At 71.4% G+C, this 2,843-nt stretch carries 3 protein-coding genes; 1 reads left to right on the plus strand and 2 read right to left on the minus strand.

All coding sequences use genetic code 11. The features are described from left to right. Positions 1 to 202 precede the first annotated feature (202 nt). Positions 203 to 1,654, minus strand: coding sequence for an ATP-binding protein (locus WBA11_RS16035; protein WP_424521662.1), 1,452 nt, complete (start codon positions 1,652 to 1,654; stop codon positions 203 to 205). Then, positions 1,644 to 2,369, minus strand: a complete 726-nt coding sequence (locus WBA11_RS16040) for a response regulator (RefSeq protein WP_424521663.1) — start codon at positions 2,367 to 2,369, stop codon at positions 1,644 to 1,646. The genes WBA11_RS16035 and WBA11_RS16040 overlap by 11 nt, the downstream gene beginning before the upstream one ends. Before the next feature lie 108 nt (positions 2,370 to 2,477). Here WBA11_RS16040 and WBA11_RS16045 point away from each other — a divergent pair. Then, a partial coding sequence (locus WBA11_RS16045; protein ID WP_424521664.1) for a hypothetical protein occupies positions 2,478 to 2,843 on the plus strand: 366 nt, incomplete at its 3' end.

Raw genomic sequence — 2,843 nt, forward strand, 5'->3', positions numbered from 1 at the left:
TCGCCGGTCCGGGCGCCGGAACGGGCGTCTGGGCCTGGGACGTGAGCGTAGGCTGCGAGGCGCACCCGGCGACGAAGAGGGCGAGCGCGGCGAGGCGGTCCGAGGAACGCATAAGGCGGACAGATCGAGGAGGCAGGTGGCACAAACGGAGCCGAGGGAACGGAAAGTACCCCCGAGGACCTCCCGTCCTCGAAGGCGACCGCTAGACCGGCAGCGTCATCCGGAACGTCGACCCTGCGCCCACCTCGCTCTCGACCTCGAGGGCGCCGCCGTGCGCCACCGCGACGGCACGGGCGATCGCCAATCCAAGCCCGGTCCCCTTCCCCCTCGTCCGGGCACCGCCGCCCCGGTAGTAGCGCTCGAACACGTGGGGCAGCACGTCTTGCGCGATCCCCTCGCCCGTATCCGCGACATCGAGGACGACCTGGGATTCCGACCTCGAGGCCGAGAGCCGGACCGTCCCACCGGCATCCGTGTGGCGCCGGGCGTTGTCGAGCAGGTTGGACAGCGCTCGGACGAGACGGGCGCCGTCGGCCTCGAGGACGGGCAGTCCGGCGGGGACGTCGACCTCGAAGGCGATGTTGGCAGCGGCGAAGGCGCGTCTGTGGCGGCCAGCCACGTCGTTGACGAGCTCTCCGATGGGGACGGGGTCGAGCCGGAGGTCTCGTCCCGGCGCATCGAGGACGGACAGTTCGAACAGGTCGGCGACCAGGTCGCCGGCGCCCTCGGCCTGTCGTCGGGCAGCCGCGAGCGCGTCCTCGATGTCGGCGCCGCGGCCCTCGCTCGAGAACCGCTCGGCCTCGTCGAGAGTGAGCCGGAGCGCCGCGAGTGGCGTCCGCAGGTCGTGGCCGACGTTGGCGACCAGCTCGCGACGCAGCCGGTCGGTGTCGCGCAACGCCGTGATCGACGCCTCGACGCGGGCCGCCATCTCGTTCACGGACCGGGCGAGCCGCCCCAGCTCGTCGTCGGGGCCTTCGGGGAGTCGGTCGGCGTAGTCGCCTTCCCCCAACCGTTCGACGCGGCGCGTGACCTCGAGGACGGGCCGCAGCAGGCGGCGCGCGAACAGGGCGCCTAGGATCAGGGCCAAGACGACTGCGACCAGGACGGTGACCCAGACCGCTCGCCAGAACGCCGCCCTCGTCCCGCGCTGCTCCTGCTTGACCGTTTCTGTGAGTGGGCTCACGAACAGCGCCCCCACCGGCAATCCGTCAAACGCCAGGATCGGAGCCAGTCCCCACCCGTCCTCGAGGTCGACGGCGATGCGTCCGTCCTCGAGGGCGACGATGGCTTCGTCTGGGATTGGAGGCGCTGGGCCTCCGAACGTGCCGGCGACGGCGCCCGTCTCGTCCAAGAGCGCGACGGGGTCTGGGAAGCGAGTCGCCAGATCGGCTTGGAGGCGGGCGTCGACCTCGATCTCGCCTAGCGGACCGATGTCGGCGCGGAGCTCGACCTCTTCGGCGACGGCGTCGAGCCGGAGTTGGAGCGTGCCCGCGAGAAGGTCCTGGCTCCGCTCTTGGGCGAAGAAAGAGCTCAGCACGACCGCGAGCAAGGCCGTCGCGACCTGGGCGCCGACCAGCACGCCGGCCACCTTCCAAAAGACGGTCCGCCCTCCAGGGCTGCCAGGCCGAGGCTCGGCGTCGTCGCTACTCGGCACTGGGCTCGGCCGCGAACTTGTACCCGACGCCCCAGACCGTCCGCACGAACTCCGGCGAGCCGGGGTCGGCCTCGATCTTGGCCCGCAAACGTTGGACGTGGCTGTCGATCGTCCGGTCGTAGCCCTCGTACCGAATGTCCCAGATCTTCTCGAGCAGCTGGCTCCGCGTAAACGGCCGGTCCGGGTGCTGGGCCAAGAACAGCAGCAGGTCGAACTCGCGGACCGTCAGGTGGACCGTCTCGTCCTCGAGGACGACCTCGCGCCGGGCCGGGTCGATGCGCAGACGTCCGGCCTCGATGGGCGCCTCGTCATCGGCCGCCGGCGACGCTGCCAATCGTTCTCGCACCATGCGGACGCGGCGCAGCGCCGAGCGGACCCGGGCCACGACCTCCTGCAAGCTGAACGGCTTCGTCACGTAGTCGTCCGCCCCGACCTCGAGGCCGACGACCCGGTCGAGCTCGCCCGCGCGAGCCGTCAGCATCATGATGTAGAGCAGCGGGTGGTCCGCCCGCAGGCGTCGGCAGACCTCGATGCCGTCCAGGCCCGGCAGCATCACGTCGAGCAGGACCAGGTCCGGCACGTGTGCCTCGACGGCCTCGAGGGCGTCCGTCCCCGACGCCGCCGTCGCCACGTCGTAGCCGTCGTCGCGGAAGCGGCGCGCGACCGTCTCGCGCAGGTCGTCGTCGTCCTCGACGATGAGAAGTCGGTGTGTCATGCGGCAAAGCTAGAGCGCGACGCCGTCCTCGAGGGCGCGGCGGGCGAACCGGGATCGACTCGACACGCTTTCGTGACAGGAACTGAGCGCTCGGTGCGTTCTTCCGACATGCGCGCGATTCTCCTCCTGTTTCTGGCCACGGCCGCGGCCGCGCAGCCGAGCGGCAGCGACCTCGTCGACCGATGGCGATCGGACTGGGACGCCGCGGTCTCGCGGGCGTCGCTCGTCTCGATGGACGAGTCGACGGAGCGCCTGTTTATCGGCCCCCGGCGGGAGACCACCATCGAGGTCGACGGCCGCATCGAGTACGACTTCGACGGCCCTCCTGAGCGGACTGTCCGCCGCGTCCGCATCGACGGCGAGGACGTCTCGGCCGAGCGCGAGCGGCGCCATCGAGGTCGCCTCAGCCGAGCGTTCGGGCCGGCGGGCCGCGAGGTCAGCGCTCCGCCCCCGCTCGCGGTCGCCCTCCTGGAC

This window comes from Rubrivirga sp., from assembly GCF_049648075.1.
GTDB lineage: Bacteria > Bacteroidota > Rhodothermia > Rhodothermales > Rubricoccaceae > Rubrivirga.